This is a genomic window from Flavobacterium sp. AED (assembly GCF_000812945.1).
Classification (GTDB): Bacteria; Bacteroidota; Bacteroidia; order Flavobacteriales; family Flavobacteriaceae; genus Flavobacterium.
This window is the reverse complement of the sequence record NZ_JSYM01000001.1, coordinates 1345543-1372351: the sequence shown is the minus strand read 5'-3', so window position 1 is coordinate 1372351 and position 26809 is coordinate 1345543. Positions and strand designations below refer to the sequence as shown.

Annotated in this window: 19 protein-coding genes and 1 tRNA gene; 8 read left to right on the top strand and 12 right to left on the bottom strand. The window is 35.0% G+C overall.

Translation table 11 applies throughout. The annotated features are described in order from the left end of the window. Window positions 1-147: 147 nt before the first annotated feature. From OA85_RS06095 to OA85_RS06070, 6 genes are all read left to right on the top strand, one after another. Window positions 148-1119 carry a hypothetical protein gene (locus tag OA85_RS06095; protein ID WP_039108598.1) on the top strand — a complete coding sequence of 324 codons (972 nt, stop codon included), beginning with the start codon at window positions 148-150 and terminating at the stop codon, window positions 1117-1119. A 134-nt stretch (window positions 1120-1253) separates the two neighbouring features. After that, entirely contained in the window at window positions 1254-1967 is a 714-nt protein-coding gene (gene rsmI / locus OA85_RS06090) for a 16S rRNA (cytidine(1402)-2'-O)-methyltransferase (protein ID WP_039108596.1), read from the top strand. 7 nt (window positions 1968-1974) lie between these two features. Continuing rightward, the gene (locus OA85_RS06085; protein WP_039108594.1) at window positions 1975-2319 is read left to right on the top strand and encodes a HopJ type III effector protein; all 345 of its coding nucleotides are present in this window, start codon (window positions 1975-1977) and stop codon (window positions 2317-2319) included. Between the two features lie 115 nt (window positions 2320-2434). Continuing rightward, window positions 2435-4123 (top strand): single-stranded-DNA-specific exonuclease RecJ, encoded by a 1689-nt coding sequence (recJ, locus tag OA85_RS06080; protein ID WP_039108592.1) that lies wholly within the window; start codon window positions 2435-2437, stop codon window positions 4121-4123. 13 nt (window positions 4124-4136) lie between these two features. After that, on the top strand, window positions 4137-5408 hold the full coding sequence (locus tag OA85_RS06075; RefSeq protein ID WP_039108591.1) for an MFS transporter: 1272 nt from the start codon (window positions 4137-4139) through the stop codon (window positions 5406-5408). Between the two features lie 149 nt (window positions 5409-5557). After that, window positions 5558-5914 carry a hypothetical protein gene (locus tag OA85_RS06070; RefSeq protein ID WP_039108590.1) on the top strand — a complete coding sequence of 119 codons (357 nt, stop codon included), beginning with the start codon at window positions 5558-5560 and terminating at the stop codon, window positions 5912-5914. Here OA85_RS06070 and OA85_RS06065 read toward each other — a convergent pair. From OA85_RS06065 to OA85_RS06055, 3 genes are all read right to left on the bottom strand, one after another. Further along, entirely contained in the window at window positions 5911-6669 is a 759-nt protein-coding gene (locus OA85_RS06065) for a UDP-2,3-diacylglucosamine diphosphatase (protein ID WP_039108589.1), read from the bottom strand. The two genes, OA85_RS06070 and OA85_RS06065, sit on opposite strands and share 4 nt — an antisense overlap. A 4-nt stretch (window positions 6670-6673) precedes the next feature. Further along, complete coding sequence (locus OA85_RS06060) at window positions 6674-7138, bottom strand: 6-carboxytetrahydropterin synthase (RefSeq protein ID WP_039108586.1); 465 nt, start codon at window positions 7136-7138, stop codon at window positions 6674-6676. Between the two features lie 190 nt (window positions 7139-7328). Next, window positions 7329-8096 carry an enoyl-CoA hydratase/isomerase family protein gene (locus OA85_RS06055; RefSeq protein ID WP_039108584.1) on the bottom strand — a complete coding sequence of 256 codons (768 nt, stop codon included), beginning with the start codon at window positions 8094-8096 and terminating at the stop codon, window positions 7329-7331. Window positions 8097-8222: 126 nt separating this feature from the next. Here OA85_RS06055 and OA85_RS06050 point away from each other — a divergent pair. Beyond that, window positions 8223-8296 (top strand) — tRNA-Ala (locus OA85_RS06050). Window positions 8297-8361: 65 nt separating this feature from the next. Here OA85_RS06050 and OA85_RS06045 read toward each other — a convergent pair. The 9 genes from OA85_RS06045 to OA85_RS06005 form a co-directional block, all read right to left on the bottom strand. Further along, a complete protein-coding gene (locus OA85_RS06045) occupies window positions 8362-9360 on the bottom strand; it encodes a glycoside hydrolase family 43 protein (RefSeq protein ID WP_039109408.1) in 999 nt (332 codons plus the stop codon). Window positions 9361-9381: 21 nt separating this feature from the next. Further along, on the bottom strand, window positions 9382-10563 hold the full coding sequence (locus OA85_RS06040; protein WP_039108583.1) for an aldose epimerase family protein: 1182 nt from the start codon (window positions 10561-10563) through the stop codon (window positions 9382-9384). A gap of 33 nt (window positions 10564-10596) precedes the next feature. After that, a complete protein-coding gene (locus OA85_RS06035; RefSeq protein ID WP_039109407.1) occupies window positions 10597-11637 on the bottom strand; it encodes a family 43 glycosylhydrolase in 1041 nt (346 codons plus the stop codon). 137 nt (window positions 11638-11774) lie between these two features. After that, window positions 11775-13583 carry a glycoside hydrolase family 2 protein gene (locus tag OA85_RS06030; protein WP_039108581.1) on the bottom strand — a complete coding sequence of 603 codons (1809 nt, stop codon included), beginning with the start codon at window positions 13581-13583 and terminating at the stop codon, window positions 11775-11777. A 189-nt stretch (window positions 13584-13772) separates the two neighbouring features. Next, complete coding sequence (locus tag OA85_RS16990; protein ID WP_052257155.1) at window positions 13773-15524, bottom strand: sugar-binding protein; 1752 nt, start codon at window positions 15522-15524, stop codon at window positions 13773-13775. A 3-nt stretch (window positions 15525-15527) separates the two neighbouring features. After that, a complete protein-coding gene (locus OA85_RS06020; protein ID WP_039108579.1) occupies window positions 15528-16583 on the bottom strand; it encodes a glycoside hydrolase family 43 protein in 1056 nt (351 codons plus the stop codon). 61 nt (window positions 16584-16644) lie between these two features. Further along, window positions 16645-17823, bottom strand: a complete 1179-nt coding sequence (locus OA85_RS06015; RefSeq protein ID WP_039108577.1) for a cellulase family glycosylhydrolase — start codon at window positions 17821-17823, stop codon at window positions 16645-16647. Between the two features lie 79 nt (window positions 17824-17902). Then, window positions 17903-19429, bottom strand: a complete 1527-nt coding sequence (locus tag OA85_RS06010) for a RagB/SusD family nutrient uptake outer membrane protein (RefSeq protein ID WP_039108575.1) — start codon at window positions 19427-19429, stop codon at window positions 17903-17905. Between the two features lie 18 nt (window positions 19430-19447). Continuing rightward, window positions 19448-22459 (bottom strand): TonB-dependent receptor, encoded by a 3012-nt coding sequence (locus tag OA85_RS06005; protein ID WP_039108574.1) that lies wholly within the window; start codon window positions 22457-22459, stop codon window positions 19448-19450. Window positions 22460-22848: 389 nt separating this feature from the next. Between OA85_RS06005 and OA85_RS06000 the strand changes: the two genes are divergently transcribed. Continuing rightward, complete coding sequence (locus tag OA85_RS06000; protein WP_039109405.1) at window positions 22849-26796, top strand: hybrid sensor histidine kinase/response regulator transcription factor; 3948 nt, start codon at window positions 22849-22851, stop codon at window positions 26794-26796. The last annotated feature ends 13 nt before the right edge of the window (window positions 26797-26809 follow it).

The following is a 26809-nucleotide window of genomic DNA, read 5'->3' as shown; positions in this document are numbered from 1 at the left end:
GATAAAACCGACTTAAAAATTTTATACTTTTACGTCGTTTCAAAAGTATGACATTTTTATTAAAGGTTACTTCTTCCTAAGGCTAAATAAAACTCAGGAAGGAATTTATTGAAAAAGACCCGCCTAACACACTATAATTTCTAAGTTATGAAAAAAAAATTGGAAGCCGATTTAATCAGCATTGCACACAGAATATTACAACTAAAAAATAAATCTGATATCAATCAATTATATCTGGAAACACAGAAACTGTATGAAAAACTTTCTGTCTTGCGATTTGTAGACGAGCATTTTAGTGATGCAAAACCAACTATTGGAATTGCTGAAATAGAGCAAAAAATTGAGGAAGTTTTTGACCAAAAGGAAACTGCTCAACCTGAAACGAAAACAGCTATCGAAGAAACGATAGCAAACAAAATTGTTGAAATACCAGCAGAACAAAACGAAGAAACCCCTGTAGCGGCCGAAGAAATAATTTTTGAGGAAACAATCGAAACGCCTTTAGAGGAAAAAGAAGAAATAGTTACTGAGAAAGAGCCTACTATTGAAGAAGAAATAGTAGCAGAAGAGGAAGACGCAATTGAAGAAGAAATAACAGCACCGGAAACAGCTCCATTCCTACCCGCTTTCGAATTATCAGAAGAAGAGGAAGTTGAAGAAGAAAAAGCAGCAGAAATTGAAACGCCAAAGAAAATGGAAGCAGTCCAAATTTCTTTCGAAGATTTATTAGGCGGCAATTACAGCGATGCTCAGTTTGTAAAAGTACATCCGCTTGAAAACATTCCTACTGCCATTGCTATTGATTTTGAAGAAAAACAATTGGACACCATCGAAGAAGTAAAACCGGAACCGGTGGAACCAAAAACAGCTTCCTTAAATGAAAAATTAGCAAAAAATATCAATATCGACTTGAATGATCGCATTGCATTTACAAAACACCTTTTTGGCAACAGCAGTGAGGACTACAACCGTGTTTTAAATCAATTAATCACGTTTGATACATTCTATGAAACCAGAGATTTTATTCAGGAAATGGTAAAACCAGATTACAATAACTGGGAAGGGAAACAAGATTACGAGGAACGTTTTATGGACATTATCGAGAAAAAATTCTTGTAATCCCGTTTGAATTGTTCTGAGTGTTCCTTTCAACAAAAACAAAATAATAAAAACGGAATGGATCTTAAGTTTTAAAATCCATTCCGTTTTACTTCTTATCTCGAAAATTCGGGATGCGTTTAATTTTTTAATTTATGTCAAAATTATATATCGTTCCCACGCCTATTGGCAATCTCGAAGACATGACTTTTCGAGCGATTCGGATTCTTAAAGAAGTCGATTTGATTCTCGCCGAAGACACGCGAACCAGCGGAAAATTGTTGAAGCATTTTGAAATTGGCACGCACATGTACAGCCATCATATGCACAACGAACACAAAACCATCGAAAATTTAATTTCGAGATTGAAAGCCGGAGAAAATATCGCCTTGATTTCGGATGCAGGAACGCCTGCTATTTCTGATCCTGGCTTTTTATTAACCCGCGCTTGTGTCGAAAATGGAATTGATGTAGAATGTTTGCCTGGTGCAACGGCTTTCGTTCCGGCATTAGTAAATAGCGGTTTACCCAATGATAAGTTTGTTTTCGAAGGATTTTTACCTGACAAAAAAGGACGTCAAACTCGCTATTTAGCTTTGGCAGAAGAAACGCGCACAATGATTTTATATGTTTCTCCGCATAAATTAGTAAAAACTTTAGCGGAATTCATTACCTATTTTGGCGAAGACCGACAAATATCGGTTTCACGGGAATTATCAAAAATGCACGAAGAAAACATTCGTGGAACAGTCAAAGAAGTCGTAGCCCATTTTGAAAAAATAGCACCAAGAGGCGAAATTGTCGTTGTGGTAAGTGGAAAAACAATTACCAAAGACCCTAAAAAATCAAAATTTTCATCAGAAGAATAATATAAATATGAGCCTAGCATCTTTTTTAGAAAAACTAAAACAAACTCCAGAAGCAATTGCATTTACAGAAACGATTGCAACTATTGAAGAAAACTATACTTTTACTCCAACTACCTTTCAGAACGGTTCTCAAATCAATGCCGCAGGAGAAAATTCCGGTTCTTGCAAATTATTTGCTTTTTCCCAATTACAAAACTTAACCGAAGCAGAGACATTATCCTGTTTTGGAGCATACTATTATGACGACGTTTTGAAAAACCCAGCAGGAACGGATCATCAAAACATTCGCAACTTTATGAAAACTGGATGGAACGGAATTCAGTTTGAAGGCGAAGCTTTAGTTTCAAAATAAAAAATAAAAGTTACTATTCGGTTTCTGATCGAGCGCAGTCGAGACCAATTGATGTGTCTCGACTGCGTTCGACTTGACAAAATCCTTACTGAAAATCTTATAATCTCAAATCAACATGCGTTGGACCATTAAATCGAAACCTTCCGAAGATACTGTGAAACATCTTGCTCAAGCTTTGAATGTGGAAGATTTCGTGGCAACCTTATTAGTGCAACGTGGCATTGAAACTTTTGAAGATGCCAAACGATTTTTCCGTCCCAGTTTAGATGATTTACACGATCCATACTTGATGAAGGATATGGAAAAAGCAGTGGAACGAATTGAAAACGCAATTGAAAATCAGGAAAACATTCTTGTTTTTGGAGATTATGATGTTGATGGAACAACAGCTGTTTCGCTCGTTTCTTCGTATTTAAGAACCTATTATCCTAACGTTGCCACTTACATTCCGGATCGTTATGATGAAGGGTACGGAATATCTTTTAAAGGAATTGACTTTGCTGATGATAATGGATTTTCGCTCATCATTGCTTTGGATTGTGGTATAAAATCTATCGATCATGTGGCTTACGCCAAAGAGCGAAACATTGATTTTATCATTTGTGATCACCACAGACCCGGTCAATTTTTACCCGAAGCCATTGCGGTTCTCGACCCCAAACGCGATGATTGTAACTATCCGTATGACGAATTATGCGGTTGCGGCATTGGTTTCAAATTGATTCAGGCTTTAGGCCAAAACCGTGAGGAAACCATCGAAGACTTATTCCCCTATTTGGATTTGGTTGCGGCAGCCATTGCGGCTGACATTGTTCCCATGACCGGGGAAAATAGAGTGTTGGCTTATTTTGGATTGCAAGTCATCAACACTGAACCAAGACCAGGAATCAAAGCTTTGATTCACCAAGTAAAAAAACAAACCTTAGATATTACCGATGTTGTTTTTATCATCGCGCCAAGGATTAATGCTGCCGGACGCATCAAACACGGCAATCACGCGGTGGAATTATTGACCGAATTTGATTTTGAACAAGCGCAACTATTCGCTTCTGAAATTGAAAAATACAATTCCGACAGGAAAGAATTAGACAAACAAATCACTAAAGAAGCGCTTTCGCAAATTGAAGACAATCAGGAAAAAGAGCGTTTTACCTCCGTAGTTTTTCAAGAGGATTGGCACAAAGGAGTTATTGGAATTGTAGCTTCCCGATTAATAGAAACCTACTATCGTCCAACCTTGGTTTTTACCAAAAGTGGCGATAAATACGCAGCTTCAGCCCGCTCTGTAAAAGGATTTGATGTTTATAATGCATTGGAAGCCTGCGCGGAACATTTGGAGCAATTTGGAGGCCATATGTATGCTGCCGGAATGACTTTAAAGGAAGAAAACTACCAACTTTTCAAAGATGCATTCGAAAAAGAAGTTGAAAAAACCATTCATCCTGATATGCTGACTCCTGAAATCTCCGTTGACGCCGAAATTAATTTTGCTGATATTACTCCAAAACTGACTCGGATTTTAAAACAATTTGAGCCTTTTGGACCGCAAAATATGACACCCGTTTTCCTGACCAAAAATGTAAAAGATACTGGTTACGGAAAACCAATGGGACAAGAAGACGAACATTTAAAACTGTTTGTAAAACAAAATAATTCCGAAGGCATTGCTGCGATAGGCTTTGGCTTAGGCAAAAAATTAGAAACTACTAAAAACGGACAGCCTTTTGAAATGGTTTATTCTATTGATGAAAACGAATGGAAAGGAAATGTCAGTTTACAATTACGATTAAGAGATATTAAATAATTAGGTTAACAAAATGAAAAAGAAACACGATCCCTACGCAGCCTTGCGTTATAAAGAATTTAATACGTTTTTATTATTGCGTTTTGCCATGGTTTTTGCCTGGTCCATGCAGTTTATTGTTATTGAATGGCAAGTATACAGTTTGACTAAAAATCCGCTTTCATTAGGAATCATTGGATTGATGGAGGTAATTCCTGCTATTGCCATGGCATTGTTTGCTGGACATATAGTCGATCAAAACGAAAAGAAAGGACTTCTTTTTAAGTGTATTTTAGGATTTTCAGTAATTAGTTTTGGATTGTTTTTGTTAACGTGGCCGCCAGTTGTAAGCGGGTATTCTACAAAATTTATTTTGTACGGTATTTATTTTCTGGTTTTTCTAGGGGGAATTGTACGTTCATTTCTTGGACCAACCATATTTTCACTTTTGTCGTTGATTGTCCCTAAAAAAGTATATCCAAACGCTGCTACATGGAGTAGTTCGGTTTGGCAAATTGGTTCTGTTTTAGGACCTGCAGTAGCTGGTTTTTCTATTACCTTGATTGGGGTTCATTGGTCGATGTGTTCCGTTTTTGCGTGTTCCGTTTTTTCATTAATCGCTTTATCCCAAATAGCCGCTAAGCCTATTTTGAATCCAAAAATTGGGGAACCAATTATGGAAAGCTTGAAAGAAGGCGTGAAATTTGTTTTCAATAACAAAACCGTTTTGGGAGCTTTATCACTGGATATGGTGGCCGTTCTTTTTGGTGGAGCAGTATCCTTGTTGCCTATTTTTGCCCAAGATATTTTAAAAGTGGGTCCCGAAGGTTTTGGTGTTTTAAGAGCTGCTCCAGCAGTTGGTTCTTTTTTAACACTGATTGTTTCTGCTTACGTACCTATGAATAAAAATGCGGGATTGAAGCTTTTGTCCGCCATTTTTGCCTTTGGACTTTGTATTATTGTTTTTGGACTTTCCACTATTTTCGCATTATCAGTATTCGCTTTGTTTTTAAGTGGTGCTGTAGATGGAATTTCGGTAGTGATACGCCAAACTATTTTACAATTGAAAACGCCAGATCATATGCGTGGCCGCGTTTCGGCAGTGAATTCTATCTTTGTGGGTTCTTCCAATGAATTGGGTGCTTTTGAAAGTGGATTGACAGCAAAATTAATGGGAACAGTAACTGCAGTTGTTTTTGGTGGAAGTATGACACTTTTGATCGTGCTTGGGACAGGAATATTTTCCCCTTCATTCAGAAAACTGGACTTACAAAAGGATATTGACGAACATGAAAAGGGTGAGTAACAAATAGATTTTTTTCTTAAAAAATACTTTACATACAAGTTGGTAAAATAATCTCAGGATTACTTACCGACTTTTTTTGTGACTTTTTTATATTTTTTTATTTAGAATAAATCTAAATAATTATTATATTTGTTTCAAATAAATCTTAAATGAAAGAAATAAAACAGATATACTACAATGATTCAGGAACTTCTTTTTACTGGAAAAAAGAGGATGAAGTAGTAACGGATAAAGTACAATTGATTTTTAGAGAAACGGGGTTTTATTTTACCAAACATGAACTCCAACTATTTAAATACTGCATTGAAGAAAGTAGTATACTAAATAAATGCTGCGACGATTGCGAACTAAAAAATAAATGCCACAAATTTTTGCTAAAAACTCCTTGTACCCAAATTGATTTGGCCGTTTCCATGGAGGAATTAAATGCTGTAAAAGACTTGGTCGAGGGAACTTTGTTTAAAATTAATTTGGATGATTATTTGTATGGCGTGGGAATGAATTAATTCTCGTATTTTTTAATTTCAAAAGTGTCCCCATCAAAAACGCCATAGGTGAAATAAGTAATCCAATCGCCAAGATTGACATATTCAGAATTTTCTCCTACGGTTACTTTCATAGGCAAATGACGGTGCCCAAAAACAAGGTAATTGTAGTGTTTGGTTTCTAGTTTTCGTTTGGAATAGAGAATCAACCATTCCTTGTCTTCGCCAAGAAAGGTTACATCTTCATCACCGGAAATCAATTTGTTTTTTACGGAAAGATATTGCGCCAGTCCTACTCCAATATCAGGATGAAGCCATCTAAAAAGCCATTTTGAGAATGGATTTGTAAATACTTTCTTCATGCGCTTGTATCCCATATCGCCGGGACCTTTCCCGTCGCCATGACCCACTAAGAACGTTTTATCACCAAAAGTATATTCTTGATTGTCGTGGTATACCGGAATATTCAATTCTTTCTGGAAATAATCATCCATCCATAAATCGTGATTTCCCACGAAAAAATAAATAGGGATTCCGCTATCACGAATTTCTGCGAGTTTACCTAAAACACGAATAAATCCTTTGGGAACTACTGTTTTGTATTCGAACCAAAAATCAAATAAATCACCTACTAAAAAAATAGCTTCCGCGTCTTTTTTTACCTCATCGAGCCAAGCCACAAATTTTTGTTCTCTTGGAAAACTCAATTCCGGTGTTGGCGCACCAAAATGCTGATCGGAGGCGAAATAAATTTTTTTGTTGTTCGGTAATTTCATGAAGCTACAGTATCGATTTCATATTGTCACTTGCAAACCACTCGGCGAAAGAAGATTCAGTTTCTTGCAATTTTAAGGAGAAAAGTTTAATTCCTTCCGGTAATCTTCTCATGATTCGTTGAGAAAAATCGACTACCATATTCTCGCTCGTTGGCTGATAATCCACCAAAATAACGTGATGTCCACGATTTATCAATTCGTTTGCCAATTCAATATGAGGAGTCGTTTCATTAAAAACTGTTGCGTGATCAAATTGATCTACAATTTCTTCTTTTACAATTTTCTTTAAATCAGAAAAATCGATTACCATTCCAAACTTTACGTCGTTACGGTTTTCGATTGGCTGCCCTATTACGGTTACTGACAATTTATAACTATGCCCGTGAACATTTTTACATTTCCCATCATAACCATATAAGGCGTGACCGGTTTCGAAACCAAATTGTTTTGTAATTCTGATATTGCTCATCGAAGTTTAATTTTGATTGCAAATTTAGCAAATTGATATGAGAAATGAGTTGTAAATCTTGGTATTCGGATTCCACTGAGGTCTAGCCCTGATGGAAGCGGCATCCTATTGTGGCGGGGTTCGCCACAATAGATATAGCGGACAGCAGGAAATAGCTTCTAAAATAAATTCAGAATACATCCTGAAAAAATTACTTTTTGAATTGAGACAATGCCTTTTTGGTAAAATCAGACAAGACTAATTTCCCCGAAATAGCGGCACGTTCCAGCAATAGTGTTTCCCAATCTTGGGTTCCTTCCCACAATACCTTTTTCATTTCAGCTAACGCTTCGGGATTATAGCTGGATAATTTTGTACTAAAATCAGCTACAGTACTATCAAGTTCTTGAATAGTTTCGAAAGTATTGGCGTACAATCCTTTCTCTTTTGCCCAATCGGCTGTTTTCCATTCGTGTGCGGCCAGTGTCATTTCGGCCATTGCCATTTTTCCTATTTTTCTTGAAACTACGGGTTCAATTACAAAGGGTCCAATTCCTATCGCCAACTCCGATAATTTTATAGCAGCATTTTTTGTTGCCAAAGTGTAATCGCAAGCCGAAGCAATTCCTACGCCACCACCTACTGCTTTGCCGTGAATGCGACCCACAATTAGTTTGGAACAATTTCTCATGGCATTAATCAAATGTGCAAATCCTGAGAAAAATTTCGTCCCTTCTTCTTGATTAGAAACTGCCAAAAGTTCATCAAACGAAGCTCCGGCACAAAAAGCACCAGTGCCTTCGCTTTTTACAATAATCACTGAAACGGCAGGATTAGCACTCAAATTATTGAATTCATTTGTTAAGCGGTCTAACAATTCTCTTGGAAAGGAATTGCTGGCCGGATGACCAAATTCAAGTGTTGCGATTTTATTTTCGATTGTTGTGATGAGCGAACCTGTTGGAATTTCTGTTACCATAGCACCTATTTTGATGTAAAGTTAAAAAAAGTAAAGGATGCTTTGGCTTTTTTTTCAAATAGTATGGATTTGTCTTTTTGAAATTTGCTTTTTGCTTTATTAATATCTTATATTTGCGATCTAGTTGGGGGATTAGCTCATTTGGCTAGAGTGCTTGCCTGGCAGGCAAGAGGTGACCGGTTCGAATCCGGTATTCTCCACAAAACAAAAACCGTAAAGTCTTTTAATTAAGAGTTTACGGTTTTTTAGTTTAATAATTTTTCTGCTAATTTTTCTTTAAAAATCGAAAGCTTTCCTTTTTTGCCTCTAATTGTAATTCATTTTCTTTTTCAACAAAATTCATTTCAATAATAGCTGCTTTTCTGGGCGCTTCACTTGTACTGCTGAAATGGGTATGAAAAACATACTGCAATTGGTTGTCTTTGTCAAAAAATAAATCGCCGTGACCGGTTCCGTTTTGTCCAATTAAATTTCGGGAAATAATGGGGCTTGTTGTTGATTTTTTCCAAGGACCTAAGGGGCTTTTACTTGTAGCATATCCTACGGCATAATCCGGATTTCTAAAATCATTTGCCGAATAAATTAAATAATACAAACCGTCTTTTTTCAGAACTGTAGGCCCTTCGGCAACTGGCCAGTTCACATTTTGGGTATTTTCCCATTGCAATTGTGCAGCGATACATTCAGTAAGTGTTTCTGGTTTTATACTTAAAAGGTCATCGTTTAATTCGGCTACAAAAATTCTGTTTCCATTCGTAAGTCTAACGTGATATAAATATTTTTTACCATCATCATCTATAAAAACAAAAGGATCAATTTGCTTGACCGGAGCAGCTAATGGTTCTTTAGATACACTTCTGAAAGGTCCAAGCGGACTATCACTTGTTGCAACCGCGATATTTTCATTGGCAGTGTAAATCATGTAAAACTGATTGTTATACTTTAATATTTGTGGAGCCCAAAATCCTTGCGAACCAAATGCATCTCCTTTTTTAAGTGCAAGACCACCTTGAGCACCCACTGGTCCTTTCCAATTTTTTTGATCGGAAGAGGTATACACCTGAAATCCTTCTCCGTTTAACGGGGTGTTTCCAGTTGTTGTACCATACAAGTAATAGGTACCCTCATTATAAAAAATGGTTGGGTCAGCCAGAAAAACATCATTTACTACAGGAGGAAGAGGTGTTTTACTTACATCTTCCTTTTGCTGAGAACATGAATTTAAACTTAGTCCTATAAATAGAATTACATATATAAAATTCATTTGAGTTGGTTTAGAATTCATTTATTTACGAATTGAAAATTGATAATAAGAAACCGTTTGGTATTTTTTCCCTGGTTTTAAAGTAATGGATGGGAAATTAGGTTGATTGGGCGCATCCGGAAAGTGTTGTGTTTCTAAAGCAAATGCCGTTCTAAAATCATCTTTTGCTCCTGATTTGAACGTATTTTTACCTTGCATAAAATTCCCACTGTAAAACTGAATCCCCGGCTCAGCAGTATAAATATCCATAGAAATCCCTGATTTGTCTCCAGTAATAGTAGCGGCATGATTCATTCCGGCTTTCCTGTTTCCGGTAAGCACATAATTATGATCGTATCCTTTCCCGAATTTCAATTGCTCGTTATTAGCCTCAATACGTTCTCCTATAGTATGCATCTCAAGAAAATCGAAAGGTGTTTGAGCAACATCTTCTAATTTTCCAGTTGGAATTAAACCTGCATCTACAGGCGTATATTTATTGGCAAACAGTTGTAATTTATGGTTTAAAATGGTTCCGCTGCCTTCCCCATTTAAATTAAAAAAGGCGTGATTGGTCAAATTGACAACCGTTGTTTTATCAGTGGTCGCTTCATATTCCATTTTTAAGGTTTTATCAGCCGTAATGGTGTAGGTTACTTTTACTTCTAGTTTCCCTGGAAATCCTTGTTCCATATCAGGAGATGTATAAGTCAAAACTAGAGTGTGTTCGTCCTTTTTCTCCGCATTCCACACCACATCCTGAAAACCTTTTTTCCCACCATGCAGCGCATTCTCACCATTATTTAAAGGAACATTGTATTCCTTTCCTTCCAAGGTAAATTTCCCCTTTGCGATTCGATTTCCAACTCTGCCGATGGTCGCTCCAAAATACGGTTCTGTCGATTTTTGAAATCCGGTAACACTGTTCATCCCAACAACAACATCTGTGAGTTTTCCGTTTTTGTCCGCTAACCACAATCCTACTAATCGTCCTCCGTAATTGGTGAAAGCAGCTTTTAAACCGTTATTTTCAATCCAATACAATTCCGTATTTTTATTGTCAATTACGGCTTCAAAATTTTTAGTTTCTAAAAAAGTTTGAGCCGAATCAGTAGTCGTTCCTTGATTCATTTCTTTTTGAGTTGAATTATTATTTTTATTTTCTTTACAGGAAACCTGAAATACAGCAAGAATTAGGACTGTGTAAATCTGAATCTTTTTCATTGTTTTAAATTTTATATCGTTTAATAGAAAAAACTATTCGGCAGGAATTTCTAATTTCATTCCTTCACTAACAGGTTCCCCAAATACTGGAAATCCATTCGAATCCCAATTTATTTTTTGCATCCTTGGCGCTCTTTTATTCCCACAACCTTCTCCTGGATTAGAGTTTGCGTGGTACAAAATCCAGTCTTCTTTTCCGTTTGGTGATTTGAAAAACGAATTATGTCCCGGAGCAAAAACTTGGTTTTTTACAGATTGTTGAAATAATGGTTTCTCTGATTTTATCCATGAGGAAGCATCCAGTAAATCTCCATTTCCTTGAAAATGCAATAAACCCAAAGCATAAAAATCAGTCCAACAGCCACTGGCGGAATACACAATAAATACGTTGTCGTCGTGCATTAAAAACTGCGGTCCTTCATTGATATTTACCTGAGGCGGATTATTCGGGTCGTTTAAAGTGCCGTGCGTTTCCCAATCGAATGTTGGTGATGAAATTAAAACCCGATCGCCTTCTATTTCACAAGGATTTTTCATTTTTGCGATATAGATATTCTGCTGTCCGTTAATATCCCCTTCCCATCCTGCCCAAATCATATAAAGGCTATTTTTGTAGTTGAAAACATTTCCGTCAATGGCCCACTTATCAGTTTTTGCAGCTATTTTTCCTTTAAATTCCCATTTCCCCTGAAAAGGGTCATCTGATTTATTTTCTAAAACATACATTCTGTGGGTAGCATTATCACCATTATCGGCGGCAAAATATACATACCACTTGCCATTGATAATATGAAATTCCGGTGCCCAAATATCCCCGGAATAGTCTGTATCTTTTGGTGCTGTCCAAATGGTTTTGCTCTCCGCATTTTTTAAATTGGCTAAACTTTTTGTTTTCCATAAAACCAACCGATTTTGCAAGGTATGAGTGTAATAATAATATCCTTTGTAATACGTGCTGTAAGGATCCGCACCTGATGGTAAAATAGGATTTGTAAAAGTTTCTTCTTGCGAATAGGTTTCCGAATGGCAACCCGAAACAATTATAAGTACAATCAGTATTAAATATTTTCTCATTTCAATTATTTTTGTTTGATTGACAAGGCATTCGTTTTTAAAAATCATTATTTTTGAAATATCCGAATTTTCTTGAAAAAATTTTCATGCAGATCTTGCAGATTTATGTAGATTTTAAAAGTAAATACCCTATTCGATTAATGATTTAGAGCATCAATAACCTCTTTATTAACAGCACTTACTTTTTCGAAATCCATTTTATCTACTTTTCTGTCATACGTCATAAATCCATTTACTTCGCCTTCTACATCCGTTGTTTGGGTGTAAACTGCTGCAGAAAATCCAGTTTTAACTAATTTTTTCAGCTCATTGGCATACTTAATATACTCATTGGTTACTTCGGTAGCGTTTTTGAACTTGATATACCCCCAATTGTCGTTTGCTCTCCACAAATGACCTTCCAAAGGCAATCCAATTCCGCCATATTCGCCTAAAACGGTAACTCTACGCGCATCATAAAGATACAATTCCGGTCCGGGATAATTGTGTAAGTCCAAGATGTCACCTGTTTGAAAATGATTTCCACCACTGGACGAATTGACTAATCGGCTTGGATCATGATTCTTGGTCCACTCCGTAATTTCAACTGTTTTGAATTGTCCCCAAGCCTCATTAAAAGGCACCCAAACAACAATACTTGGATATGAATACAAATGATCCATGATCTCTTTCCATTCTTTTTTATAAATTTCTTCAGAATTAGAAGTTCTTTGCAATTCAGTACCTTCAAAATATTTTTTATTTTGCCATAAAGGTTGCTCGTCACCACTTGGCATATCTTGCCATACCAAAATTCCCAGTTCATCACAATGCGTATACCAACGATCTGATTCTACTTTGACATGCTTGCGAATCATATTAAAACCTAATTCTTTGGTCTTAACAATATCATATTTTAAAGCTTCATCTGTAGGAGCGGTATACAATCCATCTGGCCACCAACCTTGATCCAATGGGCCATACTGGAAATAGTCTTTGTTGTTTAATTGCATTCTAAGGACGCCATTTGCATCTCTTTTAGATCCAATTTTTCGCATGGCAAAATAACTTTTTACTTGATCGATAATTTTCCCGTTGCTAATCAATTTCACATTGGTTTTGTATAAGAAAGGAGATTCAGGAGACCATAATTTTGGATTATTTAAAACAATTTCTAAATTTTCTCCAACGGAAGCTTTTCCTGTTGCAATTGTTTTTGAATCCTCATAAACCGTTACTTCGATTACATCACCATAACTCGCTCCTGCAACTTCAGGTTTTATATTTATCACATTCTGATCAATATTTGGAGTGGTTCTAATCGTTGTAATATTCTTTTTATTTACTGGTTCGATCCAAACCGTCTGCCAAATTCCCGTAACCGGTGTGTACCAGATTCCTTCCGGGCTTTTTACTTGTTTTCCTCTTGGCTGAGGCCCGTCATTTGAAGGATCCCAAACTTTTACCGTTAATTGCTGCGTTTTTCCAGTTATAAAAGGTGTTATATCAAAAGAAAACGGAGTATATCCGCCAGTATGGGAACCAATTTTAACACCATTCAACCAAACTTCGGTTTTCCAGTCGACTGCGCCAAAATGCAACAAAATGTTTTGGCTTTTCCAATTGGATTCTATGGTAAAACTGGTGTTGTACCAAAGCTCCTTTTTAGCGCCAACTTCTTTCATCACGCCAGACAAACTGGATTCTACTGCAAACGGCACTAAAATTTGACCGTCATATTTTGCAGGAGCTGATTTCCCAACTTCTTGAATGGCGTAGTTCCATAATCCGTTTAGGTTTTTCCATTCCTTGCGTTCCATTATCGGACGAGGATATTCAGGAAGCACATGATTAGGATCTACTTTATTTGCCCATTCTGTTTTGATTTTTTCTCCGGCGGGTTTCCATTGTGCGGATAGTGACAATCCTAAGCATAAAAAGAGAATTACTGTTGCATTTTTTTTCATTTGTATCTAATTTATTTTATGAGCATACATCACTAAAATTGATGTCTGTTTTTTATTTCTGTTACTAAATAAATTACCAGACCATTTAAAACAGTCTGGTAATTCCCAAAAAACTAACCTAATCAACCACCTTATTGTGAATTCTTTAACCATTAAAAATTCACCGGTTTTTTAAATTTCTTTAATATATTAATTAGCCAACTTTAAAGTGGACCAAGAATACGGTTTATCATTTATATTGGTTGCAATACCTTCTGTATAACTATTTGTTCCTTTTTCTCTAAGCTCTATATTGCAACCCATTCTGGTTTGTTTTGCAGGCATTCCGCCTAATACTATCCAAGGAATTTTGGCTTCTATTCGATAACCATTTGTAGTTTTGACTGTAGTTGTTACAATTCCTTGTAAACCCGCTAATTTTTTCCATTTGCTGTTTTCTCCCTCATACATGGAAAAAACAGTGGACTGTCCTAATTCCAGTTTAAAAATGGAACTTCCAGGAGCTATTAAATTTTTATTCTTAGGGTCTAAATACAAATTCAAACCATCACTTCCTGTTAAATCATCCGTACTTGCAATCTGGCTGTCTTTCACTTGGGCAAAAACATACAAAAACGCTGCGTTATACGTAAAATTGGCTTCTAATTGTGTTGTGCTTTTTTGACCAATAAAAACAGGGGGTTCTTTTTGCCAAACCACTTCATTGTTTAGTCCGTCTATTATGGCTGTTTCTTGTGCTGCATTAATTTCAGGCAAAATATGCCCTTTTATCATCCAGATTTGTGAAGAATTTGAAAATTGATTAGTGCTGGTTAAAGCAACTACAGTGTCATCATCCAAAACCGTAATACTGTTCCACAAAGCTGATTTTCCGCTGGAAATTAAAAACGGAGTCGATTTTCTATTAAAATTTTTAGCGTCAGTAGTACCTATAACCACTTTCATATCGGCATTATTAATGTCATTTGTTGTCCTATTTTCGGTTCCTTGATAAGACATCAAAACTTCTCCCGTACTGATTTGTGACAGATACGGAGCGCCCGCATAAACTGGATTACTCAACACTTCTTCCAAGGCATAATTTCTATTATTGCTATTTGCATCGACTGGTTGTTTCCAGTTTTCGGAAATAGAATTTCGGATTGTATATGGTTTAAATTGATTCTCAACGCCATTATCTTCAATAGAAAAAACAATTTCTGTTTGGTTTTTTAATAGAATCGGAGAAGGCATTCCATCTCTTTTTCCGGATCTGAAACTCACAATTTCTGGTGTTGTTGACCATGTTAATCCATTATCCGAAGAACGAATTAGAGAGATATTTTGCTCATTCGAATTGCGGTACACATTTTCATTGGAAAAAAACAATTGAATTTCGCCACTTGGAATTTGTAACGCCGAAGGTTCCCAACAGCCATTTTCAAAATCAGAACTGGCTTCATAAACTACTTGATTTTCGCTCCAGGTTAAACCTCCATCATAACTTTTTATCGTGTTGATAGAAAATTTTTCGGTGCCATTCCCTCCTGCAATTGGTCTTGGATTATAACAAATTAAAATAGAATTGTCCTTTAATTGTAAAATATCCGGTGTGGTCATATTCACCAAAGCATTCCCGGAGACTACTTTAATAGGCGTACTCCAAGTGTTGCCAAAATCACTGCTCGTTTTCACTAAAATCGCTCCGCCGGATTCGTAAGTACACATTAATTTCTTGTCCTTCAACTGTACTAATCTGGCGTAGCCATTGTAATCAGTGCTGTTTTTATCCGAAACTTGAATTAAAGTAGTATAATCCCAAGCGATTCTGATGCCTTCTACAGCTGGTTTAGATGCAATATTTTCTACAACTGGTTTTTCATCAATCACATTTGGAGAATCACTACAGGAAAGTAATGGAATGAAAATAAGCCCTAGAAACGCATAATTTATTTTTTTCATTTTTTACTTTTTGGGATTCGATTCTGTTTTGGTTATACCAAATTTTTGCACCAAACTATCATACTCTTTTGTAGAAATAGAAATCATGCAACCGTGTCTTGCTTTTTCAGGCAAACTGTATTTATCCCAATCACTATAAAAAGTATATCCTGATGCTTGAAACCAAGGTCCGTTTAAATTATCTGAAATGGATAATCCATAAGAGACTCCAGGATATTGCTCGTAATACATATACCAAATTTTATCATCTGGCGATGGAATCAACATAGGCGCTTCTCTAAAATTTGGACTAATTGATTCCTGTGGCAAGGAATAAGGTCCTAGAAGCGATTTTGATTTAGCAATTCGGATGGTTTTTCCCGTTGTCCAATATAAAGTTGGGTAGGTTTCATCTTTTAAAATGGCATAATAGGAATCTCCCACTTTTCTGATAAATACATCAATCGTTCCCATGTCCCAATCAAACAAGCGATTTGGAGTACCTTCAAAAGTTTTTAAATCTTTGGACAACACATAAAGTGTTCTTTGACTTGCCCAATAGGCTTCTGGATCTTCTTTAGAACCTTGTTTGTGAGGCGTGTGCCAGGTTAGCATAAACTTTGCGGAATCTTTATCGTAATACAATTTTGGAGCGCCTATTCTTTGCAATGCGTTTGAATAATCAGGAGTACTTTTTAAATCTGGCGTATAAACAGCGTGTTTTTTCCAAGTAATCAAATCATCAGAAACCCATATATTAATTTCTGGTGACTCATCGCTGGTATTTCCTGCTATATAATAGTTGCCGTTCGGACCTTTGCAAATATCCGGGTGCCCTTGATATTCCGGAAAAACTCTTTTCCCATTGTTTAAATTGGTCCAATGTAAGCCATCAAGACTTACTGAATAATACAATCTCCCATAATCCGTATGCGTCATGTGCGCAAACAAATAGGCTTCATTTTTCGCTTTTGAACCGTTTTGTACTTGTCCCGGCGGATTAGGTTGCTGCGCAAATAATGCCGTTTCTAACAATAAAACTGCAATTAAAAAAAGCGTATTTAGGATTCTGTTTTTCATTCATTTTTGTATTATAACCCTATTTTAATAAATCAAAATAGGGTTAGTTTTTAACTTGTTTTTATTTCTTATTAGCCTCAGAAGTGATTTTTTTAATAAAATCGGTTTCAGATTTTTTATAAGGTGTACCGTCTGTATTGAAGACTTCGTGAAACCATACAGGTGGAGCAGAAGTGTATTTTTTAGTCCAGCTATCCCAAGGGAATTTAGTCTGTGATTTTCCATCAACTAAACCCCAATTGATCATAGCAATTTTATTTTCTTTTGCAATTGGCAAAAATCCTTCGAATGTACTTCCATTAGGACGTGCCATATATTCAGTACACAACATTGGTTTTCCATAACGTTTCAATTCATTGATACGTTTTACGAAGTCTTTGGGTTTATCATAACAATGAAAAGAAATCACATCCGATTGGTCTAACTGTAATTTAAAAATGGGTTTTAGATTCGCCTCTGTCCAATCACCAGCCCAAACACCTGAGGTAAGTGGCTGTGAAGGGTTACTTTCTCTAGCCCATTCGAATACTTTTCCCAAAAGATTGTACACTAAATCAACTTTGTTAGCGATTTCAACTTTTTCATAAGAAGGACCTGTCATGTTATCCGGTTCATTCCAAACATCCCAACCCAATATTCTTTGATCATCTTTGAAATGAGCAACTGTTTCCTTTACGTATTTTTCTAAACGTGGATATTCTTTTGCGTCTGACAAAGCTTTTTGCCCTGGACTTTGTACCCATCCTGAATTATGGACAAATGGTTTTGGAGCTCTTTGTTTTCCTAATTCTGGGAAGGGATCCCAACAAGAATCAAAAAGTACAAATAAAATTTTTATATGATGTTTATCGGCAATTTCTAAAAAGGTATCCATTCTTTTATATAAACCTACTGCATCTTGTTTGTGCAATAAGTCATGCAAATAAACACGCATGGTATTCATTCCTATTTGCTCAGCCCAACCTAGTTCTTGATCAATTCTTTTAGGATCAAAAGTTTCCTTTTGCCACATTTCCAGTTGATTTATGGCTGTACTTGGGTTATAATTAGACCCTACTAGCCACGGCTGTTTTGCATACCATGAATTTGCCTGTTCTTTTGTCCAAATTTCTCTTTTATCTACAGATTGTTCTGCTTGATTTTTTTTATCATTCTCTTCTGAATTGGTTTTGGCTCTGTTACAACTAAGTAATAGCATCCCTACCAACATAAATGCCAGATACAGTTTCGTTTTTTTCATTATAAATTTTCTTAATTTGAACAAGTCTGCGTTAATTTTTAGGGAATGATTCTACGGTCATTCCCTAAAAAATTAAAAATTAGTATTCCGGATGTTGACTTAAATTAGGGTTATTATCAACCTCAACTTGAGGAATTGGTAATCTTTGATTTTTACCAACCTTAAAGTTTTTAAAATCAGGATCACGCAATGAAATTTTATCCACAGCAGCTTGAGTGTCTAAATCTCCCCAACGTTTTAAATCTTCCCAACGAACACTTTCGCCAGCCAATTCTAAAACGCGTTCCATTTTTAATTGCTCCAAAAATTTAGCTTTATCATTCCCAATTTCAGGGTGCGCAACTGCTAAAGTTCCCATATTTACACGAGCTCTTACCATGTCTACATATTGGTAGGCACCTGCAGTATTTCCTGTTTCATTCAAGACTTCAGCGTAACGCAATAAAATATCAGCATAGCGAATTAATCGATAGTTCACTTGACTGTAATAATCTTCATTATCTCTGTAATAATCTCTACTACCTTTTCTGAACCAAGCTTCATTTGCTCCCCATTGCCAAGTTTTATTGTATGTTTTGTCTCCAAAATCAGCTAATAAATCAGGATAAAACAAGGTGTATTTTAATCGAATATCTAAACCTCCGTCTTTATTTTTTTCTTTTTTGAAAGCGTCTACTAACCAAAATCTTGCTTGTCCGTCTGACCATCCGATACTCCTTGGGGCAAAAAATTGGGCACGGTTACTGGAAACAGCAGCACTTGGACCTTCATCAGTTCCGCCTTTTCTTTGGTCTCCAAACTGAATTTCAAAAACAGATTCACTGTTGTTTTCATTTACAGCAGTAAAGTTATCTCTGTAATTAGCGACTAAACTGTATTTTGCTCCAGTACCAGAAATTAAATATTCTAAAGCTGTTTTAGCTTCTGTCCATTTGTGTTGTTGCATGTATACTTTTGCAAGCATTCCTTTTGCAGCACCTTTGTCTGGTCTTCCTGTTTGATCTCCCGCCCATTCAGTTGGTAAATCAGCAAAAGAATCGTTTAAGTCTTTTTCTATTTGTGCCCAAACTTCCGTGATGTTTTTTTGCTCTGGACGATCATTTGGTGTTGATGGCTCTAAAACGATTGGAATATTTTCCCAAAGTATAGCTGCATAATAATAGTGTAATGCTCTTAAAAATTTTGCTTCAGCTAAAATTTTCTTTTTATCATCTTCATTTTTGAATTCGATTTTTGGAACATTGGCAAGAACCTGATTGCATCTGAAAATAGCTTTATAGGTATCTCTCCAGGTTACGTTGTTTCCTTCCCAGAAATTATAATTGATGTAATTAAATCGTGTCCAGTCCGCTAATTCTATCCAAGGACTTTGGCTGAAGCCTTCATCGGATGTTAAATCCAGACGGAAATAAATCCATCTTGCCCACAAACCATCTTTGTAAAACATGGCATAAACAGAATTTATCCCTGCTTGTGCATCACTTTCTGTAGCCCAATACTGGCCAGTTGTTAGCGTATTTGGGTTGTTAAGTTCCAATTCATTATCACATGAAGACAAGGATAAGAGATTGAGAAAAACTACAGTTATTAAAAATATTTTTTTCATTATGCTATTTTTTTAAAATTAAAAACTAAATTCCACGCCGAATGAATAGGTTTTCAGGTTTGGAAAAGAACCAACATCCACACCTCTTTGAAAAATATTACCATTACTAAATTCAGGATCAAGTCCTAGATATTTTGTAATTGTAATCACATTTTGTGCAGATAAAGAAAATCTGGCGCTTGTAAGACCCGCTTTTTGTAAAAGTTTTTCAGGTAGGTTATAGCCAAATCCAATGTATTTAAGTCTGATAAAATCACCACTCTCTAAAAAACGATCACTATCACCTCTAGCATTTAAAGTAGTTCCTTTTACAATTCTAGGGAAATCAGTGTTTGGATTTTCAGGAGTCCAAGGATGAATTCCTGTTCTGTAGTTACTGTCGTCATCAAAACGATCAACCGTACTTCTAAATCCGTTATAAACAGTAGCTCCATGAGAACCAATCCAGTTCATAGAGAAATCAAAACCTTTGTAAGAAGCTCCAGCATTAAAACCCATTTCAAACTCTGGCCATGGACTGCCTACAACATCTTTGTCTTCATTTGTAATTTCTCCATCGTCATTTACATCTTTAAATCGAATGTCTCCAGGTTTTGCATTTGGCATAATTACAGTTCCGGCTGAATTCACATAGTTTTGAATTTCATCTTGGTTTTGGAACAATCCATCCGTTTGTAACATATACCACATTCCTACGGCACTTCCCGCTTTTGTAATTGTATTTCCTTGAATGCTTTCATTTTGTCCGTTACCAAGGGAAACTAATTTATTGTTTAGTTTGGTAAAGTTTACAGATGCATTGAATGAAAAATCATTTATTTTTTTGCTGTAGCTTAAATCCAATTCAAATCCTTTATTCTGTACAGTTGCCGCATTTGAAATAGGATTTCCTCCGTCATTACCCGTTGTCATCAATATTGGGAATCCAAATAAAACATCTTCAGTACGGGCAACAAAATAATCTGCCGTTAAGCGTAAAGAGCTATTAAGCATTCCTAAATCTATCCCGACATTGGTTTGTTTTAATTTTTCCCAACGCAATTCATCATTTGCTAATCTAACTTGAGTGGCTGATGGATATAAAGTTTGACCATCTCCAAGTACAATAGCACCAAAAGTGTTTATGAAGCCTTGGTATTCGTAGTTTCCAATATTTCCACTACCTAATTCCCCATAACTAGCTCTTAATTTCAAATCATTAATGAATTTTGATTTAAAAAAGGATTCGTTGCTCACTCTCCATCCTAATGAAGCTGATGGAAAGTTCCCCCATTTATTGGCATCACTAAATTTTGAAGAACCGTCACGTCTGAAAACTGCATTAAATAAATAACGATCATCATAATTGTATTCCAGTCTTCCCAAATAAGAAGCTAATGCAGCCTCATTTCTAAACCCGCCAACTTCTGCTTGATTTCCTAAATCTAAAACATCAAAATACTCCCCTGTACTTGGATTAATCAAAAGATTTCTTTTGGTACCATATATTTGGTCGTAGTTGTCTTTTTGAAATGTTTGACCTGCCAAAATCGTAATGTCATGCTTGCCAAATTCTTTTTTAAAAGTCAATGTGTTTTCAAATAATTTAGTTTCTGAGCGGCCTTTATTTTGGTTGATAAACGATTGTTCAAAAGGCTGATTCAAAGTCCAATTTCCTAATTTTCTAATAAAGTTATAACTGTCGAAACTGGTTTCGTATCCAAAATTAAAGCGATACTTTAAAAAAGAAGCTAGTTTTACTTCGGACCATAAGTTTCCTCTAATTCTGAAATTTTCGTTTTTAGTGTCTAATAAATTGGCAAGTGCAATTGGATTTGTTCCAAAAGTATTCGCTACACCTTGTTTTCCATAACCATACCCTCCTGGATTATCTTCATCATAAACAGGAATCGTAGGTAATAATCGGTAAGCATCGATTATAGGATTTCCAGACATTTCATCTGTTCTTGAATTACTGATAGCTAAGTTCTCACCAATGCTAAAAATCCCTTTACTTCCGCTAGAGTTCACTCTAAAAGAAACACGGTTAAAATCAGTTGAAATTACAGTTCCTTCATTTCCAAAATAGTTTGCTGAGATGAAAAAAGTGGAATTGTCACCACCTCCGGAAAAACTGGCGTTATAATCCTGAAGCAATCCTTGTTTAAAAATCTCTTTTTGCCAATCCGTATTTACTCCTAGATTCAAGTTTTGTCTCGGAATACCAGCATTATCATAGGCTTGAAAGTTGAATTTCGAAAATTCTTCCGTACCCATCAAATCATATTTTGGCATAGTTGAAAAACTTGTTTTAGAGGAAACTTCAATTTTCAAAGGGCCTTTTTTACCTTTTTTAGTTGTGATAATAATTACCCCGTTTGCAGCTCTAGATCCGTAAATAGCTGCTGCAGAAGCATCTTTTAAAACCTGAATGGTTTCAATGTCATTTGGATTAAAATCTCTGTTAGCTGTAGTAATTAAACCATCAACTACATAAAGAGGATTTGTGTTTTGAAGATTTTTAAGTCCACGAATTTCAATACTTGCTTCTTGTCCAGGTCTTCCTCCTCCTCGAACTTTGACACCTGTTACTAAGCCTTGCAATCCTTCGGCCATCGTTGTAACTTGTCTTTTCTGGATCTCATTCGCTTTAACGACAGAAATAGCTCCCGTTAAATCTTTCTTTTGCTGTGATCCGTAACCTACAAGAACTACTTCATCTAAGGCAACTGCACTTTCTTCGATTGAAATATTAATTATTTTCTGATTCTTTATAGCTATTTCTTTTGTTTTGTATCCTTGGTAAGAAACTATAAGTGTTTCATCTGATTTAGCAGTAATGGAAAAATTTCCATCAAAATCTGTCACTGCACCATTTTGTGTATTCTTGACAAGAACATTGGCAAAAGGAACAGGATCTCCGTGAAGAGCAGCTGTTATTTTTCCCGTAATTTTAATTTGCTCTTGAGCATACCCTTTTTGTAGCAGTAAGCTAAAAAAAAGTAAGAGGCAATATCTCTTCTTTAAAATTTGGTTGATTTTTGTTTTCATTGATTTTTCATTTTAAATAGTTTTAATTTATTTAGTTTGGTTTATTAAATGATTGGGAGATTTCAATCGCTTCTGATTCGAACAAAAAAGCAATTCATATTGCTTTCCAATAAAATTTGGTTCATTTTTTTTATAAATTAATAATGTGAATTTTTTATTGATTTTTTTTATAGATATAATAATTTTAAAGCCAATAAATTATCAATATCTTTTATTTGAAAATTCAAAATAGGTCATTTTAATTCAAAAAAAATCTATTCATTTGTGTCAATATTTACTGGAAATGATGCAAATTCTTGTTTTAGAGCTATAAAATTAAGGTGTTGCAACATTTGGAAGACAATTGAGACGATTCGTCGAAGTTGGCATTAAACATCAAAATCATAAACATGCGTAAATTCTTATTTTTTTGTATTTTTTTAATTTTAACAATAGATTCTCTGCAAGCACAGGAGTATTATTTTAAGCATTATCAAGTAGAAGAAGGACTCTCAAATAATACTGTTTTATCATCATTACAGGATGAGGATGGCTTTATGTGGTTTGGCACAAAAGATGGTTTAAATAGGTTTGATGGCTACCGTTTCAAGACCTACCGAAGCAATTCAGACCCAATTCATAGTTTAGGAAGTAATTACATTCAATCCTTACATGAATATAAAGGTATAATTTGGGTAGGCACGGATAAGGGATTGTATAAATACGATAAAAAACTAGATCGTTTTAGTATCCTAAACGAAGCCATTAATGATAGAATCGCAGCAATTGAGCATGATAACCATGGTAATATATGGTTCATTTCAGGCAATATTCTCTATAAATATTCCACTGTAAAAAATGAGACCACTACATTTAATCCAAACAAATATTTTATAGCCACTTCTATTACAAGAGATGCAAAAGGAGAAATATGGGTTTCTTCTTTGAACAAGTTGTATCATTATTCTGAGGAAAGTTTATCATTCGAAACCGTTCCATTAAATTACAATAATCCATCTTATAGAATAACGGTAATTTACGCTTTAGACAAAAACAACATTTTAATAGGCACACAAGATCATGGTGTTCTTTCCTATAATCGCATAAATAAAAGTACGTCTTCCCTGCCATTTGCCACAAAAGACCCTTTGTTTGTAAGGCAATTCAAAAAAAATGGAAAAAATGAGATTTGGATAGCAAGCGAATCAGGTGTTTATATTTACAACATTCAAACAAAAAAATACATCAATCTAAAAAAAGACTTTAACGACCCTTTTAGTATTTCAGATAATGCCGCTTATTCTATTACTATTGATAAAGAAAATGGGGTTTGGATTGGGACTTATTTTGGAGGCATCAACTATCATCAAAAACAATATACCCAGTTCAAAAAATATTTCCCTAAGAACAATCAAAATTCGATTAGCGGAAGCGCCGTCAGAGAAATTCACAAAGATGATAACGGGGATTTTTGGATAGGAACTGAAGACGCGGGACTCAATAAATTCAATCCAAAAACTCAGGTATTTACTTCTTATAAACCAAATGGGAGTCCAGGTTCAGTATCTTATTATAATATTCATGCTTTACTGCCACGAAAAGAAAATATTTGGATTGGCACATTTGAACATGGTTTAGATGTTTTGGATCGCAAATCAGGAAAAGTAATCAAACATTACAATGCGGGTACTGAAGCAGGCGCTCTTAAAAGTAATTTTATCTTTAGTTTCTATAAAACCCGAAACAAAGATTTACTGGTACAAACTTCCGTAGGAATTTACAAATACAATTCGATAAATGACAATTTTGATGTTTTAAAGAATTTTCCTGAAAACATGCATTATACCTCATTTATGGAAGATAATGATGGAAATTACTGGGCCGGAACCTATAGAGACGGGTTATTATTTTACAATTCTAAAAATAAGAAGAAAGAAATTTTCAGATACAATTATAAAGATGCAAAAGGAATAAGCAACAATTCTATCAACTCCATATTTGAGGACAGTAAGAAAAATTTATGGATTGCCACGGAAAACGGTTTAAATTTATTTGACAAAAAAACAAGAACCTTTACCAAATTCAATACCAAAAAAGGATTCCCAAGCAATGTTTTCTATTCTATTTTAGAAGATGACAAGCAAAATTTATGGATAACAACCTCTAAAGGATTAGTACAGTTTAATCCTGAAAACAATAGTATTAAAATTTACACAACCGCTAATGGTTTATTAAGTGATCAGTTCAACTACAACTCAGCTTACAAAGACACTAATGGAGATATGTATTTTGGCAACTTAAATGGAATGATTAGCTTCAATCCTAAACATTTTAGTAAAAACAAATTCGCTCCAAAAATCTTTATAACCAGTTTGCAAATAAATAATCAGGAAGTACAAACAAATGATAAAGACTCACCTATAAAAAAATCCATTTCGCATGTAGACGAACTAGAACTAAACCACAATCAATCGTCTTTTAATATTGAATTTGCAGCATTAAATTATACGGGAGCTGAGCTGACAGAATATTGGTACAAATTAGAGGATGTAAATAAAGATTGGGTCTATTTAGAAAGGAACAATAAAGTTTTCTTTACGGAACTCTCTCCTGGCTCCTATATTTTTAAAGTAAAATCACGCAATAGTTTTGGCGTTTGGAGTAAAGAAATTGCTGTCAAAATAAAAATACTACCGCCGTTTTGGGCAAGTACTTATGCGTATCTATTGTACTTTATGTTAATCTGTTATGGCTTGTTTATGATTATTCGTTATTCTAATAATTTAAGCCAAGAAAAAAATGACAGAAAAATTAAACATCTAAACGACGAAAAAGAAAAAGAAATCTATCAAGCCAAGATAGAATTTTTTACAAATGTTGCCCATGAAATCAAGACGCCACTAACACTTATCAAAAGCCCTTTAGAAAAACTTTTAAAGTTTGAATATCAAACTCCTGAGATTCCGCAAAATCTCTCCATAATGAAAAAGAATACCTCAAGATTATTAAAATTGGTAAATGAACTTTTAGATTTTAGAAAAACAGAAATTGGCGGTTTAAAACTAACTTTTGTTGAAGTAAATATTTCAGCATTGGTTAGAAACATGCATTTAAGATTTAGCCAACTCATCGAAGAAAAAAACATTGATTTTGAATTAGAATTAAGCGATAAAGACATTTATGCTTTTGTAGATAAAGAAGCCTTAAAAAAAATATTGAGTAACCTATTCAATAACGCCATCAAATATTCTGAAAAAAAAGTCATAGTGAGTTTGATTAGAGATGAAAAAAAATTAGAACTAATTGTCAAAAACGACGGAAAATTAATCCCGAGTAATTTAAAAGATAAAATCTTCGAACCCTTTTTCAGAGTTGATAATATGGATACTAATTCTGGAACCGGAATCGGACTTTCTTTAGCTCATTCGCTAACACAACTTCATCATGGTAGTTTGCAATTAATTTTTTCTGAACCAAAAATGAATGTTTTTGAGTTTATTGTCCCTTTGCATCAAGAAGAGGAATTTATGCTTTATGACGAACAGACTAAAGAAACTAACAACAATGAAAACGAAATAATAGAACCCGAAATAAAAAGTGAAAAAACAACCATTTTAGTTGTAGAAGATAATGAAGATTTATTGAATTTTATAACCAACGAATTGCTGTCGTCCTACGCTGTTTTAAAAGCTAACAATGGAGAAACCGCGCTTAAAATAATTCACAATGAAAATATCGCATTAGTAATAAGTGATATAGAAATGCCCATTATGGACGGGATTACGCTGTGCAAAAAAATCAAGACCAATCTAGAAACAAGCCATATTCCAGTAATATTACTAACCGCTAAAAATTCCCTCAAATCCCAAATTGATGGATTAGAGGTTGGGGCAGATTCGTATGTTGCCAAACCTTTTTCTATGGAATACTTAAAAGTTCAGTCTTCAAATCTAATCGAAAACAGGAAACAAATAATGAACTATTATGCTAGTTCTCCTCTTTCTCATATAAAAAGTATGGCACACAATAAGACGGATGAAAACTTTTTGAAAAAATTAGATGAAGAAATTATAAAAAATATTGCAGATCAAAATTTAAGCGTGGAATCCCTTTCCGAAATAATGAACATGAGCAGATCTACGTTGTATAGAAAAATCAAGGATATTTCAAATATGAGTCCAAATGAATTAATCAACTTAGTCAGGCTAAAAAAGGCTGCCGAATTACTTTTAAATAAAGACTATAAAATGTATGAAATTGCAGAAATAGTAGGCTACAAATCCCAAACCAGTTTTGGCAGAAATTTCCACAAACATTTCAAAATGTCGCCTTCTGATTATATTTCTATGAATAAATAAGCATTCCTACATT